This is a genomic window from Aeromonas sp. PrichA-15, assembly GCF_017939245.1.
GTDB lineage: Bacteria > Pseudomonadota > Gammaproteobacteria > Enterobacterales > Aeromonadaceae > Aeromonas > Aeromonas caviae.
This window is the reverse complement of record NZ_JAGKRH010000187.1, coordinates 1-16,474: the sequence shown is the minus strand read 5'-3', so window position 1 is coordinate 16,474 and position 16,474 is coordinate 1. Positions and strand designations below refer to the sequence as shown.

Here is a 16,474-nt window from a genome sequence, read left to right as displayed (position 1 = left end):
GTGGGCATTCCCGCGGAATGCATGGTGTTTTTGCTCATGGGGGGAGCGTATCTAAGGAGCAGGATCAAGCAAGCAGGAAAGTGGGATCAAGAGACGATCGTCTCATTTTTCCTGTGTCAATACTGTTCCGGTGAATACTTACGGATAGAGGGACTTTGCCTTGTGCTCGGGGATGGCCGTTGCCTGAATGGCACGCTTGTCAGTCATGTTCTGATCCTCCCTGTGAATGACGTCTCTCTTTATAGCCTGCGCCTTAGCGGCGAAACATGGGCCGGGGGTTGAAAGGGTGTCTCACACACCATGCCATGCCCGGTTGCCGCCAGATGGCAAAGACACCCTGTTTTTCGTTTGGCTATCTTAATGGCACACCGGAAAATGGGAAGTCGCGTTGGCGACCTCACCAATGGAATGAAGAAGATGGCCCGCGATCACTGGGAAATGCCCTCTTCCAGCGGCCCGGGTATGGAGGGGCACCGGCACATGCAGACCCGGTGACTAGAGCACCTCAATCCTGACCTTGATAAGCCCGGATCGGGGGTTGCCGATGGCGCTGAACGCCGCCCTGGAGAGATCGATGATGCGCCCGCGAGGGAAATTGCCCCTGTCGTTGACCCGCACCACCACGCTCTTGTCGTTGGCCATGTTGGTGACCCTCACCAGAGCGCCAAAGGGCAGTGTCATGTGGGCGGCGGTGTTGTCGTGGCGCTGGTAAGGCTCCCCGCTGGCAGTGCGTTTGTTGTGGTAGCGATCGGCGTAATAGGAGGCGAGCCCCGTCTCGCTATAGCCTCGCCAGTTGCCCGCACTGCCTGCATCAGGCTGGCTGCTGCAGGCCGCCAGCAGCAGGCACAGGGAGGCCAGCAGCCCTTTTTGTCGCGTCGTCATGCGTTGCTTCCTCGATGGGACAGAGCGACCAGCATCGCCAGTCGGGCTTCCGTTAACAGGGGCCTACTCTCTCATATTTCCCATGGAAAACGGGAGGCCCAGGCCTCCCGTTTTGCGTATCGCTCCGTCAGCCCCTGTCAGGGGAAGGGGTCAGGCGATGAGCTTGTCATCGGCGAAGCCAAAGCCGCGCAGCCCCACCACATGCACATGCTCGTGCTTGCCCTGCACCTTGCGGATGAGCTTGTAGGTGGTGCCCTTCTCGGGGCTGATGTTCTCCGGCGCCGCGATGAGGAGCTGCATGTCCTGCCGCTCGCACAGCTCGAACAGGGTGGCGATGGATTTGCCATCAAGCCGTGCCGCTTCGTCCAGGAACAACAGGCGGCAGGGAGCGATGTCCTTGCCGCGCAGACGGCGGGACTCCTCCTCCCAGCTGATGAGCACCATCAAGAGGATGGCCTGACCGGTGCCGATCGCCTCGCCGGTGGAGAGGGCGCCGCTCTCGGCCCGCAGCCAGCCGTCAGCCCCGCGCTGCACCTCGATCTCCAGCTCCAGGTAGTTGCGATAGTCGAGCAGCACGTCCCCCATCACCTGATAGTTGCGCTCCCCCTGCTCCACCTGCGGGTTGAGACGCTGGAAGAGCTTGGCCATGGCCTCGGAGAAGCTGAGCTCCTTGTCGGCGAAAAGATCGTTGTGCATGGCGCTCTGATCGGCGAGTGCGGTCAGGAGGCGAGTGTGGGCCTCGCGGATATTGACGTTGAGACGCACCCCGCGCACCAGACCGAAGGCGATGTTCTGCAGGCCCTGGTTCAATACCCGGATGCGGTTCTGCTCCCGGCGGATGATGTTGGTGATCTTGGCCGCCACCTCGTGGGAGGAGAGGGACAGATGGGTTTCCCGCTGCTTGAGCTCGTCGGCGAGGCGCGCCAGCTCGATCTCCATCTCCTCGATGGCTTCCACCGGATCGTCCGAGCGGATGATGTCGTTGCGGATGCGATCTTTCAGGTAACGGTAGACCTGCACATAGAAGGCGACCTTCTGCTCGGTGCTGCGGTTGCCTTCCGACAGACGCAGCGCATCGCGCAGGGCCTCGTCGTGGGCCACCGCCACCCGCAGGGCGCCGAGGGCCTTGTCCGACATGGAGCGCAGCTCGTCGCTGTCGAGGTACGCCAGCTCGCGCTTGTTCAGACGCTTCTCGACGTCGGTCTCCCGTGCCAGACGCACCACCCGCGACCAGCTCGCCTTGTGACCCACCAGGGATTTGCGGGCGCTGTAGTAATCCTTGCCTTCGAGCTTGAGACGACCGCCAAGGGACTCGATTTCGCGCTTGCACACCTGCAACTGGGCATCGGCGCTGGTGCGGCGGGTCCGGGTGCGGATAAGCAGCTCTTCAATCTCTTTCTTGTGGGCACGGGCCTTCTCTTCCATGTCATCCGACAGGGTCAGCCCCATGGCCGCCAGCTCCTGCTCGAACTCCGCCAGGGTCTGCCCCTTGGCCGAGGCGCTGGAATCGAGCGCCGTGCGCAGTTGCAGCGCCTCGGTGTGGCGCTGGGTGATCTGCTTGTGCTGCTCACCGGCGGTGCGGGCGGCAAGCTCTGCCGCCTTGAGCTTCTCTTTGAGTCGCTCGCTCATCTCGGAGGCCTTGCCCAGCAGATCTTGCGCATCCTGATAGGCAAAGTGCGGCAAACGGGCCACCAGCTGATCGAGGGCGTAGCAACGGCGCTTCTGCTCGGCCAGCAGGTCGCTCACCTCGTCAAAGGCCGCCTGCAGGGCCGCCAGATCCTGGGGATCCTGGCGCAGCACCTGCACCATGGTTTCCAGTTTTTCCAGCGCCTTGCCGTGCCTGGCGATAAAGGCTTCGGCTGTTTTAAGGGCCTCCACATCGGCGTGAGCCGCCTCGAGGCGGGCCGCCAGGTCTGCCTCGGCAAACAGGTGGGCAAAGGGCAGCATCCCCTGCACCAGCTGGATATGGCGGGTCAGCTGGGCGGCGGCGGCTTTGGCATCACTCAGCTGCTTGTCGCACTCGGCGATGGTTTCTTGCAGCTTGCGCTGCTCGTGCTGCTTGGCCTGCACCTCGGCTTCGGGGTCCGGGCGGAAGGCGATATCCAGATGCTGGCCGATAAAGTCGCGGAAGTGGCCGTAGAGACGGTGGTACTTCTGCTGCTCGAAGGCGGCCTTGGCGTAGCCCTCGATGAGGTTTTCCCGCTCAAGATCGAGCTGCTCGATCCGTTTTTCCCGGGCGGCGCGGCCAAACAGCGGCAGCTCGGGGTAGCGGGAGAAGCGCACCTGACGTTTGCTGGTGCGCACCAGCACGGCGTCCCCCAGCTCATCCGCTTCCACCAGATCCTCGTCAAAGGAGTCGGGGTTGCCCTGGATGAGGTAGATATCTTCCGGGCAATCTTCCAGCTTTTTCAGCCGCTCGATGGCGCCTTCGAGGTCGAGCACCACCAGGGCGCTGCGAGCCGGGCCGTAGAGCGCGGAGTAGTAAGGGGCATCATCGATGGAGATGTCGTCATAGACGTCCGAGAGCAGCACGCCCCCCACCTGCTCGGCGATGCGGGCAAGACGCGGATCCGCCTCGCCGGCACCCAGCTGCAGGTTGCGAATTTGCATCTCCAGCGCCTGTTTCTGGCCCTGAATGCGGTTGCTCTCCTGCTCGAACTCCCGCTCCTTGTCGAGCACGCTCTGCATGCCGGAAGAGAGTTCTTCGGCGGTGGCCAAGGCCAAGCCACTCTGCTCGCGCAGTTGCTCGAGTTTTTCAAAGGATTTGAGCCAGCGCGGGGCCAGCTTGGTCAGCTCCGCGATATCGCGACCCAGCTGAGTGCCCTGATGCTCGAGGCTGGCGCGGCGCTGATTGGCCTCTGCCTGCTGCTCGGAGAGCTCCTCCTGGCGGGTGCGCTGGGCTTCGAGGAAGATCTCCAGCTCGTCCTGGCTAGCAATGTGCTGACCAGACGCCTGGGCCAGCTCGTCTCGCAGCCGCAAGAGCGTCTTCTGGCTTTCGCTCTCTTTCTCGAGGCGAGCCAGCGCGGCGCGCAGACCCTGCCCCTGGGCAATGCGGGCCTTGTCTTCGATGTGGCGCTTGAGCAGCGCCTGCGCGGTGGGCCAGGCAGCCTCGCGCACTGTCTCGGGTGCGATGCTGAGCAGCAGCGTCAGCGCCGCTTCGTGTTCGGCCACCGCCGCCTTGGCCAGCGCCAGCTGCTGCTCGGCCCCCAGCACCCGGCTGGTGAGGCTCTGCTCGGCTGCGCGGAACTGGTGCAGGGTGTCGCTCGCCTGCGCAGGCTCGAGCCCCGGCAGTTCGCACTGCTCGCGGGCGTTTTCCAGGGCCTGCACCGCCTGACGGTACTGGATGGCGCGGGTCTGCTGGATATCGAGCGCCTGCTGGTAGTCGGCCAGCTGGGTCTTGAGGCTGTCCACCTCTGCCTGGGCCAGCTCCTTGCGCTCCTCCACTTCCAGCAACTGGCCGTGGATCTCTTCCACCACCGCCTGCTGCTGCTCGAGCTTGTCGTTGAGCTCCGCCAGATCGGCGCGATAGAGGGCAATCTTCTTTTGCAGGGCCACGGCCGCCATCACCTTGGCCAGGTGCTCGGCGGCGGACTCCAGCTCGTCGGTCAGGAGCTTCTCGCGGTTGGTGAGCTGATCCACCTCGTCCGCCAGATAGATGGCGCGCTGCTTCTCCTCGGCCAGCAGACGGCGTTTGCCGGCGAGCTCAGAGCGTGCCTTGAGGGCCAGCTCGGAGAGGCGGCTCTTCTCGGCAGCGCCCCGCACATACTCCGCGGCCACATAGTGGGTGGTCTCGGTGATCAGGTTCTTGAAGAGATCCCGCTGACCCTGGGTCTCCTTGATGGCTTCCAGGGTGCGGCGGTTCTCGTAGATGGCCGCCTCCATGTCCTGGAACGCCTTGCGTACACCGGAGTTCTCCGGCAGCAGGTATTCACGCAAGGAGCGGCTGATGGAAGACGAAATACCGCCGTAGAGGGAGGCTTCGATCAGGCGATAGAACTTGCCACGATCCTTCTGATCCCGCAGCTTCTTCGGGGTGATGCCGAACTCGAACATGAAGTTGTGATAATCGGTCACCGTATTGAACTTGGCGACCTTGATGGCGCCAAGCTCCGCTGCCGCTCCCTTCAGATCGGCGAAGGCACGTACCCGGCCCTTGCCGTCATCGAGCTTCTCCAGCAGCAGATCCGTGGGCGCCAGGTGCTCGGGTACATCCACCAGGGCGAACGGGGTGATGTTGACCTTGTTGTCACGGTTGGCCACCTGTTCGAGGTGGACGCCGACCCAGATCCGCTGCTCGCGGCTGTTCATCACTTCCAGCAGCGAATAGCAGTGGCCACGCTGCAGCTTGCCGTAGAGCCCCTTGTCGCGGGAGGCACTGCTGGAACCCGCTTCCGTGGTATTACGGAAGTGAAGCAGTGACTGGTCGGGAATGAGGGCCGCGATAAAGGCCGCCATGGTGGTGGACTTGCCCGCGCCGTTGCCGCCGGACAGGGTCGTGACCAGCTGGTCGAGATCGAAGGTGCGGGCGAAGAAGCCGTTCCAGTTGACCATGGTCAGGGATTTGAATTTGCCTCTCACGCCACACTCTCCATCAAACCGGCAGACACCATCAGTGCCGGCACATTAACGTTGCAGATCATCTTCCACCTCCAGCTCCAGCTGCTCTTCGTCCAGATCCTCTTCGATATCCTCGAACAGGGAATCGCTGCTCGGCATCTCGTCATCGTGGAAAATGGCCTCCCCTTCCTGGATCATCCGCAGTTGCACCGCGCGGGGATCCTCGTCGGAGCGCACATCGGCGGCGAAGCGGAACACGGATTCGTTGACCCGGAATTTGTCGCTGTTGCCAAGGGGGGTGATCATCCCGAGGCGTTTGAGGCGACGCATGGAGGTGCGGATCTTCTCGAGGAGCTTCTTCTTGTCCAGATCCGTGCCGCCGGAGCGGCTGTTGACCATGCGCAGCAGTTGCTTCTCGTCCGCCAGACTCAGCACCTCTTCTTGCAGCTCGCCCATGGCGAACACCCCTTCAGAGGCGAGCCTGTCCGGGCTCAGGAACAGGTAGCAGAGCACCTTGCCCACCAGCATATCGAGCTCAGATAACACTGTTGTACCGATGTCGGCGCTCGGGCGCGGACGCAGGTAAAAGAAGCCTTCCGGCGCCTTGATGAGTTCCACCTGATAGCGGCCGTAGAAGATCTCCAGCTCCTGGTGGTACTCCACCAGGGCCGAGTGCTGCTCGAATTCGTCGGCACTGATGTGGCGACCGGAGCGCAGGGCGGTGTCGATGCGCGGAAACAAGGGGTTGGCGATGGCCTCTGCGAGACGCAGGGGCAAGGGGAATTCAGTATTGATCGATGACATAGGCCTGAACCTTGGATCCAGCTTGGTTGATGGGTTTCCATGCGGGTTGGCGGTGGTGCTCGCGCTCACCGCTGGCATGGCCGAGACGCACGGCCTGATCGATCAGGAGGCGCGCCACGTCGAAGTGGGCATGGGCCGGGTAGTCCAGCAGGTATTCCCGCAGCACGTCGGCAAGATCCAGCCGATCTCCCTGCTCCGGGTAGCGGGCCAGGTAGCGCTCGATGCGCTCCGCCAGCTCCTGGTTGATGTCCACCATCTCCACGTACTCCATCTCGAGGGGCACCTCGCCGGTCACCTCCTCGTCGTGGATGGCGATGGTTTCATCCCGCAGCTCCAGCAAACGGGGCTCTTCGGCCACCCGCAACAACCAGCTGTGCTGCTCGAAGTTGCGGATGGATTCCCGCAACCGCTGGCTGAAGGCGCGGTTCTTGTCCATGTCGATGGCGTTGCGGATGAACTTGTGGACGTGCCTGTCATAACGGGACCAGAGCTCGATGCACTGCTGGCCCCAGGCGGTGATGACGTCCAGACGCCCCTGCAGGGCGTGGGTCAGCTCCTCGACATGGAACAGATCATCGCGCCCCTGGGCCGCTTCCTGAATGTTGAGCAGCCCCGCCTGCAGGCGGTGGCCGGCGGCGTCCAGGGTGTCCTGCAACTCGCGCAGGGTCTGGCCGGTCTCGTGCAGGAGCTTCTCGCAGCTGTGGATGGCATCGACCCAGTTCTGGGTCAGCAGGGCCGCGATCTCGCTCTTGACCTGGTTTTGCTGCTCGTCCATGGCGCGCTGGGTGAGATCGATGCGCCCGAGCGTCTCTTCCAGGGAGAAGGAGAGGCGCGGCAGCACCTCGGCGTCCCACTGCTCCCGGGTGTTGGTCTCGAGCGCCGCCTTGCGGGCGGTGTCGAGCTCAGCCGCCAGGTGCTCGAGCAGGATGGAGAGCTTGATGGAGTCCACCTGGCGCTGATCCATGAAGAAATCGACGATGCTCATGCCAAGGCGCGACAGGCGGTAGAGGCTCTCCCCCGCCACCATGTCGGTGGTGAAACGCGACAGCAGTTGCTGACGAATGAGATCGTTGATGGCGTTGTTGGCGCGACCGGTGAGGGTCTCGTCCATCTGGCCGAAGGCACTGCTGACATAGCCAAAGGCATCGTGCAGCGCGGCCTCCGAGAGATCAGACTCGTCCTCGGAGAGCGTCTTGATCGCTATCAGAAAGGCCAGCCTGTCGGTGGGGAGGTTCAGCGCCAACCCCTCCTGTCTGACCCATCCCACCGTCTCTGGCAGGGTACGGGATGTACTCATCATGACGTTATCATCTCGTTGTTATAGTCGGCAGGTCTTTGCCTGCCGTGGTGATATAGGCCGGGGTCGGTGGCGCCCCGGCGGCTGGATCCCGCATCGTATTCACGCCGGTGGGGCTCAACCGGCCGGTTTCTGGGCCATCACATGGATGTAGCGCCCCAGGGAAACAAAGGGCTCCTGGCGGCAATATTGCTGCTCCATGGCCAGCAGGTCCTCGAACTTCTCGACCTGATCCTGCTTGTGGCGCATGTAGTCGTGGATGACACGCACCCCGGTCTTGCCGATGATCCGCAATCCCCCCCGGCCTATCCAGTCATAGACCTGCTCCGGCAACTGGGGATTGGTGGGTGTCAGGGCTGTCTGGCGTTTCTTGCGAAGGCCCAGGCGCACATAGTCAAAATTGCCCACCACCAGGCTCTGGAACAGGAGGCCGTGACGATTGTAAAAAAGCAGCGACAGTATGCCCCCTGCCTTGACGAAAGGGAACAGACCCAGCAAGGTCTGGCGCGGCTCGGCGAGCCACTCCAGTACCGCGTGACAGAGCACCAGATCGAAGGTGCCGGTCACCTGGTGCTTGAGATCCTGAATGGGGCAATGGATGAGACGAATTCTGTCTTCCAAGCCCTTCTGGGCGATCTGCTCCCGGGCCAGATCCAGCATTTCTGCCGACAAATCGCACAGCTCCACCTGATGGCCCATGGCCGCCAGTTTCTGGGCGAAGTAGCCAAAGCCGCCGCCGGCATCCAGGATGCGCAGCGGCCGGTTGCCCAGGCGCGCCAGGCAGGCTTCGATGTCACTCCAGACAATGGTGGTGCGAATGCGCCCCTTGGTGGAGTCGTAAATGTTGCGAGCGAACTTGTCCGCGCGCCCGTCAAAACTCTGATCTTGCTTCAAGACACACTCATCTTCGACCGCCCCGCCATGAGGGCCGCAGGAGGAACCACACAGGATTGGGCCACAGGAAAAAAGAGGGGTATTCTGTCACATCCCGAATTTGCTGAAAACTCAAGGACGTGTCTGTCGTGTTCGAGCTCAACTTCTTTGTCATCAAGAAATGGCTGGGCCATCTGTTGATGCCGCTCCCCTTCTCTCTCTCCTTGTTGGTGCTGGCGCTCGTGCTGCTCTGGTTCACCCGCTTTCAAAAAAGCGGCAGGCTGCTGGCGACCCTCTCCTTGGTGATCATCGCCCTGATGGGGACGCGGCCGGTGAGCTACGAGCTGGCCCGCAGCCTGGAGCAGACCTATCCCCCCTTCGAGGTGAGCCAGCATCCTGACATCCAGGCCATCGTCGTGCTGGGCAACGGTCATGTGAGCGATCCGGCCATCCCAGAGCGCGCCTGGCAAAACAACATCTCCCTGGCGCGCACCCTGGAAGGGGTTCGCCTGGCTCTGGTCTATCCAGAGGCCGAGCTGGTTTTCTCCGGCGCAGTGGCCGGGGATCCCCTGTCGAACGCCGAGGTCAACGCCCGCATGGCGGCCAGCCTTGGCATCCCGCGTGCGCGCATGACGTTGTTTGAAAACAACAAAGACACCCATGACGAGGCGGTCAGCATCGCCGCCCACCTCAACGGCAAGCGGGTGGCGCTGGTGAGTTCGGCCACCCACCTGCCCCGGGCCATGGCTCTCTATCGCAGTCAGGGACTCGATGCGGTGCCGGCTCCCACCGATTACACCGCCAAGCAGAGTCAGGAGCTGCAACCCCTCTACAGCTACCTCCCCAAGGGGCGTTATCTGATGTATTCCGAGGCTGCCATTCACGAGTGGATTGGGGTATGGTGGGCCCGTTTGCGTGGGCAGGTCACCGAGTGAGCAATCGCGCCTTGCATTCCTGATTTGGATCAGGAAAGCGAAAAAAAATTACGTCATTTGCCGCCGGGTCAGCTATCTTGGGCTCGGTTCAATTCATATAATGTTGCGCAATCAAATGCCTAGGAGATATAGAAGATGAGACAGCACCTGGTAATGGGTAACTGGAAACTGAACGGCACCAAGGCTTCTGTAGAAGCCCTGATCAAAGGACTGACCCCGGCCGCTGCCGCTCATCCTTCCGTGCAAGTGGCCGTCTGCCCGCCGGTTATCTTTTTGGGTCTGGTTGAACAGCTGACCGCTGGCAGCAAGATCGCCTACGGTGCCCAGAACGCCGACGTTCACGAGTCCGGCGCCTTCACCGGCGAAAACGCCCCCTCCATGCTCAAAGCCTTCGGCTGCACCTACTCCCTGGTCGGTCACAGCGAGCGTCGTACCCTGCACGCAGAGACCGACGACGTGGTGGCTGCCAAGTACGAAGCCATCCAGAAGGGCGGCCTGATCCCCGTGCTGTGCATCGGTGAAACCCTGGCCCAGTTCGAAGCCGGTACCACCAACCAGGTGGTCGAGACCCAGCTCAAGGCCGTGATCGATCGCTGCGGCATCGCCTCCTTCGAGAACGCCGTCATCGCTTACGAGCCGGTATGGGCCATCGGCACCGGCAAGACCGCCACCCCGGAGATCGCACAATCCGTGCATGCTCACATCCGTCAATACCTGGCCGGTTTTGATGCAGCCGTGGCTGCCAAGGTACAGATCCTGTACGGCGGCTCCGTGACTGGCGCCACCGCTGCCGACCTGTTCGGCCAGCCGGACATCGACGGTGGCCTGGTGGGTGGCGCGTCCCTGAAAGTGGACGACTTCTCCCAGATCATCGCTGGCGCCGCCAAGTAAGCGCCAAGCAAAGAGGGGCCCCGCCCCTCTTTGCATATCGCTTTCCTATGGACCCTCTCGCCATAGGAAAGCCGATATAGTAAAAGCGGCCAGCCGTATTTTTCAGAATCTTGATTTTCGACAACTCAGATCCAGAGGCACTCATGACCAAACAAATCAAACGTATTGGTGTTTTGACCAGTGGTGGTGACGCACCGGGTATGAACGCAGCCATCCGCGCCGTGGTGCGCGCCGGTCTGCATCATGGCCTGGAAGTTTACGGCATCTATGATGGCTACCTCGGTCTGCACCAGGACCGTATCGTCAAGCTCGAGCGTCACAGCGTTTCCGACGTCGTGAACCGTGGCGGTACATTCCTCGGCTCCGCCCGTTTCCCCGCCTTCAAGGATCCGAAAGTCCGTGCCGAAGCGGTCGAAAACCTGAAGAAACACGGCATCGATGCCCTGGTGGTCATCGGCGGTGACGGCTCCTACATGGGTGCCAAGAAGCTGACCGAAGAGGGCTTCCCCTGCATCGGCCTGCCGGGCACCATCGACAACGACATCGCCGGTACCGACTTCACCATCGGCTTTGACACCGCCCTGAACGTGGTCGTGGACGCCATTGACCGCCTGCGCGACACCTGCAGCTCCCACCACCGCATCTCCGTGGTCGAGATCATGGGCCGCCACTGCGGCGATCTGGCCATGTCTGCCGCTGTTGCCGGTGGTGCCGAGTACGTGATCGTGCCGGAAGTGGCCTTCGACAAGGAGAAGCTGCTGCAACAGATCAAGGAAGGGGAAGCCAAGGGCAAGAAGCACGCCATCATCACCATCTGCGAGCACGTCACCGACGTCAACGCCCTGGCAAAAGACATCGAGGCCATGACCGGCCGCGAAACCCGCGCCACCATCCTGGGTCACATCCAGCGTGGCGGTTCTCCCACTGCCCGTGACCGTATCATGTCCAGCCGCATGGGTGCCTTCGCCGTCGAGCAACTGCTGGCGGGCCAGGGTGGCCGCTGCGTCGGCATTCAGGGCAACGAGATGGTGCACCACGACATCATCGACTGCATCGAGAACCTGAAGCGCCCGTTCAACCAGGAGCTGTACGATCTCTCCACCACCCTGTTCTAAAGGCTGTGGTCTGACAAAAAATCCTCCTCTGGAGGGTTTTTTTATGCGGGCTCCTCACCCCCTCCTCCCTCTGCGGGGGCCCGGCTATCCACTGGCCACTGTCGCCATGTCTTACCCCTTGCCCGGCGGCCCTGAGCCTCTGACCCCACGACCTTCTCCTTTACTTCTTTCCCCCGCTTTTCTGCTTGCTCACCTTGTTCGCGACGGGTCTGGATAAAGGCCTTGGTGCCGCAGAGCCACGGCCCTGCGCCAGGCCTCACCTGCCCTTCATCCCATCACACTGGCGCCATATAGCCACCCGGGTGGGCCGACGATCTCTCCCGCTTCCCCTGCGCGCGGGCCCGGTGGCTCGCCCCCCAAGAAAACAGCGAAAAACGGGGCTTCCGGCCACCCAAGGCCCCATGAAGGTCAAACCCCCATTTTCCCGCCTTACCCCTTCCCTTCCATGCTCCTTTGACGGCCCTTTTGTCGTTTTTCCGTACTCTTTTTGCACCCAGCCTGTTTGGGATGAGCAGAAAATTGAGGCTTCATCGGATAACCCTGGCTGGCAACAGCCTTGCAGACTGAGGTTAGGGCACAAGTCGTGAGAAAACATGACATGGGATGACAAAACCTGGCTAGCAGCCACCAACCTTCCTATGGCGACATCAATCTTCGCATCCCGCAGGCCATTTTGCTGCTGAAAAATGGAGATCACCACAAAAACTCCAATCGGAACCACCAAAGAGAGCGTCATAAAAATAACATAACTCAATGTATTTAAAGGCTTTATATGCATCCACTTTCACTGACATCACCATAAAACCCTTCACAGGACAAAAAACGCCCTTAAACTTGGAAAAATGCAGCCGCATTCCACCACCAAACCATTTTTGCCTCATAATTACATTTTTCGTTGTTTTATCGTTCTGTTGTGGTATCTTGGTTCCATCATGAGCCAACCAAGGGAGATAAAATCATGAAAGAGTTCGTAGTTACCGCCGTTTTCACCGTGTTTTTCACTCTGGTTGCCGTCTCCATGCCGTCGCTGGCACAGCTCTAAGTCGGCCAATCAGCCATCTGCCACCTCTGCCCCAGAGGGGCGGTTCAAAAAACAGACTGCAACATGGGTTTTTGACGCGCCCTGGCAAAGGATGATGCCAAGCCATCATTGAGCGCTATCTGCGCACACAAAACGACCTCGTCGACATCCATGCCATCTTTCAAGGGGAGCCCGGGCTCCCCTTGTCGCATCTCCCCCTGCGGGATTTACTCTTGTCCCCCTGCCCGTCACAATGGCCGCTGGATTTGCTACGCAGGAACCACCATGACTCAGGATGCCTTGCGCCACTGGCGCCGCGACCTTCATCGTCACCCCGAAGCCGCCTGGTGTGAATTTCGCACCACCACCCTCATAGCCCAACACCTCACTGAACTCGGTTTCTCCATCATGCTGGGGGATCAACTGCTCGCCAGCACCCTCATCATGGGACGGGAAATAGACGTCGAGGCCCAGAAGGCCCGTGCCCTGTACCAGGGGGCGCATCCGGAGTGGCTGACGCGGATCGACGCACTCACCGGCGTGATGGGACTCTGGGAGAGCGGGCGCCCCGGCCCCACCCTGGCGTTTCGCTTCGATATCGATGCGGTGGAGGTCGAAGAGAGCCAGGAGGTGTCACACCTGCCCGGCCAGGGAGGCTGGCACTCCGCCAACCCGGGCTGGATGCACGCCTGTGCCCACGATGGTCACACCGCCATCGGGCTGGTGCTGGCCGAGCGGATCGCGGCCCTCGCCGATCGCCTCACTGGCCGCATCAAGCTCTTCTTCCAGCCGGCTGAAGAGGGCTGCCGAGGCGGCAAGGCGCTGGCGGCAGGGGGGCAGCTCGACGACGTGGACGCTCTGCTGGCACTGCACATCGGCATTCACGCGAGCAGCGGTGAGCTGGTGGTCAACCCCACCGAGTTTCTCTGTTCAACCAAATTCGACGTGGAGTTCATGGGGCAAGCCGCCCATGCGGGGCTCGAGCCCAACGCAGGCCACAATGCCCTGGCGGCGGCCTGCATGGCCACCACCGCCATGCTCGGCATTCCCCGCCATCGGGATGGCATGACCCGCATCAACGTGGGGCAGCTCAACGGCGGCAGTGGACGCAACGTCATCCCGGGCCATGCCCGCCTGATGGGGGAGACCCGTGGCGCGACGCCGGCCCTCAACGACTACATGTTCAATCAGGTGCAGCAGATTGTGGAGGGGGCGGCCCTGATGCAGGGCGCGACCTACCACATCCGCAAACAGGGGGAAGCGATCGGCATCGAGAACAGCCCAGCCCTCATCGAGGAAATCGTGCCTCTCGCACAGGGGAATTCCCTTGATACCATCCACACCCGCCGCTTCGGGGCCAGCGAGGATGCCGGTTTCCTCATCGAGCGGGTACAGCAGCACGGCGGCGAAGCCGCCTATCTCATCCTGGGAGCCAACCTCGCGGCCCCCCACCATCATCCGGAGTTCGACTTCGACGAAGCCGTGCTGGCCCCCGGAGTGGCCTTGCTGGAGGCCTGGCTGCTCGCCCGCCTCGGCCGCTAGCAGACGCCGGATGCAAACAAGGCAGCCCATGGGCTGCCTTGTTTTTTTACATCCTTGCGGGCATAGGGGACCTACTCTCCCAGCACGATCGCGCAGAGATGGGCGAAGTGGTGGATCTCGTGGGTCGCCTCGCACGGGCCTGTCTCCCGTCCCGGGTTGTACCAGCAGGTGGCAAGCCCCTGGGCGGCGGCACCGGCGATGTCGGTCTTGGGATTGTCCCCCACCATCAACACCCGCGCCGGGCTCGGCTGACCCATCTGCGCCAGGGCATGCTGGAAGATGGCCGCCGCCGGCTTGGTCACCTGCACCTCGTCAGAGATAACGAGAGGCTCAAACCAGCTGTTCCAACCCAGTTTGTCGAGGCGCCCGCGCTGGGGCAGGCTGAAGCCGTTGGTGATGATCCCCATTCTGACCTTGCTCTTCAGGGCCTGCAGGGTCTCCTCCACCCCCTCCAGCGGCACGCTCAGGGCGATGATCTGCTGCAGGAAGGTCTCGTTCATCGCCATGGGCGCCACGTTGACCTGCTCGGCAAAGAGCGAAAAACGGGTCTGCTGCAGGTGGGTGGCGTCAATCTCCCCTGAGTTGTACTGCTGCCAGAGCCGCTGGTTGAGGGCATGGTACTCCGCCATCTTGGGGGGAGTCGGCGCCACGCCGTAGATCTGCAGGGTCCGCTCCAGCGCCCTGGCGACCGGAAAATCGAGCAGGGTTTCGTCCAGATCGAACAGCACCCAGTCATAGCTTGCTTGTTTCACGCTTGTCCTTATTGATTGTGCTTGGCCACGTTGTCATGCGTCGGGCGTACCCATCCCCAGAGGGCTGTCGAGCAGGGTCAGGGTCAGCCTGACACCAAAGCCGGTTACCTCGCTGCCCACCACGCCATTGCCCCCCTTGTTGCGAAAACCACTCAGGTCGAGGTGCAACCAGGGAAGCTCGGCGGGCACGAAGCGCGTGAGAAAACGGGCGGCATCGATGTGATCCGGGGAGGCGCCCGGCGCGCACTGTAACAGATCGGCCCACTCGCTATCGAGGTTGTCATCGTAATCCTCGTCCAGGGGGAAGGGCCAGACTCGCTCCCCGCTCTGCTGGCCCAGCGCTATCAGCGTGGTGAGCCACTCGGGGCGGTTGGTGAAGGCGCCGCTGTAACGGCTGCCGAGCGCCCGTTTGCAGGCGCCGGTCAGGGTGGCGTAGTCGATCAGCAAGTCGGGTTTGTCCCCGGCCGCCAGGGTCAGGGCATCCGCCAGCACCATGCGACCCTCGGCGTCGGTGTCCACCACTTCGATGGTGGTGCCGTTCAGCGCAGTCACCACCTCACCGGGCCGGAAGGCCTGCGGGCCGATGTGGTTCTCGGCGATGGCGAGCCAGCAATGCACCTCAACGGGGAGTTTCGCCCGGCTGATGGCCAGCAGCGTGCCAAGGGCCACCGCGCTGCCCCCCATGTCCAGGTGCATGCCATACATGCTGCCACCGACTTTCAGGTTGTAGCCACCGGAGTCGTGGCAGATCCCCTTGCCCACCAGCGCGACGCGGCGCAGCGGGTTGGCCGGACAGTAACTGAGCCTGACGATGGCGGCCTGACCGTCCGCCGAACCACGGGCCACCGCCAGGAAGGCGCCAGCCCCCATCCGTGCCAGGGTCGTCTCATCAAACTCCTGCCACTGCCACCCCTCCTGCTGCGCCAGCTCCCGGGCATAGGCCCGGTAATGACGGGCATTGAGCTCGGACGCTGGCAGCACTGCCAGGTGGCGAGCCAGACCATTGCCTTCGGTTTCTGCGCTCAGGCGGGCCATGTCCAGCTCGCAAGGGGGGGAAAGTTGCAACTGCTGATAACCCGGTCTTGTCGCCTCACTCCGTTTCTGGGTCGGCAGGGTCACATCGGCGGCGAGCAGGCAGGCGAGCACCACCCTTGCCAGTTGCGCGCGATGCTCATCGTCAAAGCCCTCCAGATGGAGCGCCAGGTGCGTCGCCTTGAGGCCCGCCAGCGAGCCCACCCAGATGCGCACCTGCTTGTAGAGCCGATGATCCAGGGCCGGGCGGGCATCCATGAAGATCACCCGTTGCAGCCCCTGACTGTCGTCAAGGGAATAGGGGGCCTTCTGACCCAGGGCTATCTGGGTTGCCACGGCGGCAAAGGGAGGCGTCGCCAGCAGGGTATCGCGCGCTGAGTCGGCAATGAGCAGGAGTTTGACGGCAGCCGGCCCTGCCATTACCTCGGCGAGGGAGGTGTTCTGCATCGTGATTTGGGGAGAAGAATAGCTAAAAGGGGTCATCACAGGGTGCGGCCTCATCCATGAACAGAAAGCAGGATAATACCGAACAAATGGCGAGAGGGATCGGAAAAACACACATTATTGTGTGCAAGCAACAGATGCTGGAGGGGATCAGAGAGGTAATGCAGAAGAAAATCAGTCAGAAGTTGGTTGCGGGGGCCGGATTTGAACCGACGACCTTCGGGTTATGAGCCCGACGAGCTACCGAGCTGCTCCACCCCGCGTCCGAATTGTATTGCCACCACAAAAAGCAGAGCAGTTGCTTCTTGCTGTCTTCGTCTCCACCACAG

Annotated in this window: 13 protein-coding genes and 1 tRNA gene; 5 read left to right on the top strand and 9 right to left on the bottom strand. The window is 62.1% G+C overall.

The window, feature by feature from the left end:
• On the top strand, positions 1-282 hold a 282-nt coding region (locus J9889_RS18595; RefSeq protein ID WP_210557659.1), incomplete at its 5' end, for a hypothetical protein.
• A gap of 213 nt (positions 283-495) precedes the next feature.
• On the opposite strand, the gene J9889_RS18590 is transcribed toward J9889_RS18595, so the two are convergent.
• The 5 genes from J9889_RS18590 to cmoM all read right to left on the bottom strand — a co-directional run bounded on the left by J9889_RS18590 (position 496) and on the right by cmoM (position 8,434).
• Complete coding sequence (locus J9889_RS18590) at positions 496-882, bottom strand: septal ring lytic transglycosylase RlpA family protein (protein WP_010674845.1); 387 nt, start codon at positions 880-882, stop codon at positions 496-498.
• A gap of 150 nt (positions 883-1,032) precedes the next feature.
• The gene (gene mukB, locus J9889_RS18585; RefSeq protein ID WP_210557658.1) at positions 1,033-5,460 is read right to left on the bottom strand and encodes a chromosome partition protein MukB; all 4,428 of its coding nucleotides are present in this window, start codon (positions 5,458-5,460) and stop codon (positions 1,033-1,035) included.
• Between the two features lie 45 nt (positions 5,461-5,505).
• A complete protein-coding gene (mukE, locus tag J9889_RS18580; protein WP_029314572.1) occupies positions 5,506-6,243 on the bottom strand; it encodes a chromosome partition protein MukE in 738 nt (245 codons plus the stop codon).
• The gene (mukF, locus tag J9889_RS18575; RefSeq protein ID WP_039040724.1) at positions 6,224-7,543 is read right to left on the bottom strand and encodes a chromosome partition protein MukF; all 1,320 of its coding nucleotides are present in this window, start codon (positions 7,541-7,543) and stop codon (positions 6,224-6,226) included. Before mukF ends, mukE begins: the two co-directional genes overlap by 20 nt.
• Before the next feature lie 114 nt (positions 7,544-7,657).
• Positions 7,658-8,434, bottom strand: coding sequence for a tRNA uridine 5-oxyacetic acid(34) methyltransferase CmoM (gene cmoM / locus J9889_RS18570; protein ID WP_039040723.1), 777 nt, complete (start codon positions 8,432-8,434; stop codon positions 7,658-7,660).
• Positions 8,435-8,562: 128 nt separating this feature from the next.
• Here cmoM and elyC point away from each other — a divergent pair, with 128 nt between their 5' ends.
• From elyC to pfkA, 3 genes are all read left to right on the top strand, one after another.
• Complete coding sequence (elyC, locus tag J9889_RS18565) at positions 8,563-9,348, top strand: envelope biogenesis factor ElyC (protein ID WP_210557661.1); 786 nt, start codon at positions 8,563-8,565, stop codon at positions 9,346-9,348.
• Positions 9,349-9,483: 135 nt separating this feature from the next.
• Positions 9,484-10,239, top strand: coding sequence for a triose-phosphate isomerase (gene tpiA, locus J9889_RS18560; RefSeq protein WP_029314576.1), 756 nt, complete (start codon positions 9,484-9,486; stop codon positions 10,237-10,239).
• Positions 10,240-10,382: 143 nt separating this feature from the next.
• A complete protein-coding gene (pfkA, locus tag J9889_RS18555; RefSeq protein ID WP_010674852.1) occupies positions 10,383-11,354 on the top strand; it encodes a 6-phosphofructokinase in 972 nt (323 codons plus the stop codon).
• Positions 11,355-12,001: 647 nt separating this feature from the next.
• Here the strand turns inward: pfkA and J9889_RS18550 are convergent.
• Positions 12,002-12,235 carry a hypothetical protein gene (locus tag J9889_RS18550; RefSeq protein ID WP_210557656.1) on the bottom strand — a complete coding sequence of 78 codons (234 nt, stop codon included), beginning with the start codon at positions 12,233-12,235 and terminating at the stop codon, positions 12,002-12,004.
• A gap of 425 nt (positions 12,236-12,660) precedes the next feature.
• Between J9889_RS18550 and J9889_RS18545 the strand changes: the two genes are divergently transcribed.
• A complete protein-coding gene (locus J9889_RS18545; protein ID WP_010674854.1) occupies positions 12,661-13,917 on the top strand; it encodes an amidohydrolase in 1,257 nt (418 codons plus the stop codon).
• Between the two features lie 71 nt (positions 13,918-13,988).
• On the opposite strand, the gene yjjG is transcribed toward J9889_RS18545, so the two are convergent.
• From yjjG to J9889_RS18530, 3 genes are all read right to left on the bottom strand, one after another.
• On the bottom strand, positions 13,989-14,669 hold the full coding sequence (gene yjjG / locus J9889_RS18540) for a pyrimidine 5'-nucleotidase (protein WP_010674855.1): 681 nt from the start codon (positions 14,667-14,669) through the stop codon (positions 13,989-13,991).
• A gap of 33 nt (positions 14,670-14,702) precedes the next feature.
• On the bottom strand, positions 14,703-16,187 hold the full coding sequence (locus tag J9889_RS18535) for a leucyl aminopeptidase family protein (RefSeq protein WP_201921089.1): 1,485 nt from the start codon (positions 16,185-16,187) through the stop codon (positions 14,703-14,705).
• A 144-nt stretch (positions 16,188-16,331) separates the two neighbouring features.
• Positions 16,332-16,408 (bottom strand) — tRNA-Met (locus J9889_RS18530).
• Positions 16,409-16,474 lie beyond the last annotated feature (66 nt).